General features: G+C 60.7%; 1 protein-coding gene. It reads left to right on the top strand.

What is annotated here, in order from left to right:
- Positions 1-304 precede the first annotated feature (304 nt).
- The gene (locus NKI24_RS35865; protein ID WP_352750942.1) at positions 305-502 is read left to right on the top strand and encodes an ABC transporter permease family protein; all 198 of its coding nucleotides are present in this window, start codon (positions 305-307) and stop codon (positions 500-502) included.
- Positions 503-654: the final 152 nt, after the last annotated feature.

The raw sequence follows: 654 nt of genomic DNA on the forward strand, positions 1-654 counted from the left end.
ACCCTGGTTGCGGTAGAACTCATCGCATCGTTCGAAGGGCTCCGATACCTGATGGCCTATGGTCGTCAGCTCTTTCAATTGGAACCTCATTCTTTCGGCCATGATCGTGGTCGGCCTGACCGGATTGGTGATCCACGGCCTGCTCACGCTTGCCTGAAACCATCTGCAACGCTGGCGTCCGGAGACCCACGATGAGCCTGATCACGATTGCAGGTCGGGATAGGCTGTCGCACGGCGCTTCCATCGCACCGCCGCCCTTCCGCTCCATCGGCCGACATCTGCGGCCGCTTGCGGTGCCGATGCGATGCTCGCGATTTGGGAGTTGCTCGCCCATGCCGGCGCTGCTGACCCACGTTTTCTACCGCGGCTGGGAGAGGTGGCGGCCCGCGGCATGGCAGAGTTCAGCCGAGGTGGCCTCGGCTCCAATCTTCTGGTGAGCCTGGAACGTGACCTGATCGGTTTCGTGTGTGGCAGTGTGGCGGAATCGCGCTTGGTCTGGTGATCGGATTTTCTCGCCTCATCGAACGCCTGAGAGGCTCGTGGTCGCGGTTGTATTACCGCTATTACGTGACCTGATCACGTTGACGATGCCAGCACCTTCATTGGCCACTTTCTGGACCATGTACGTCACATCAGGCTCCCCCGCCCGATCGA

Source organism: Mesorhizobium sp. M0701, assembly GCF_040320365.1.
GTDB lineage: Bacteria > Pseudomonadota > Alphaproteobacteria > Rhizobiales > Rhizobiaceae > Mesorhizobium.

Bases quoted from the DNA above. Each gene is read 5' to 3' on its own strand.
- NKI24_RS35865 (WP_352750942.1), top strand. From the start codon at position 305: ATGCTCGCGATTTGGGAGTTGCTCGCCCATGCCGGCGCTGCTGACCCA.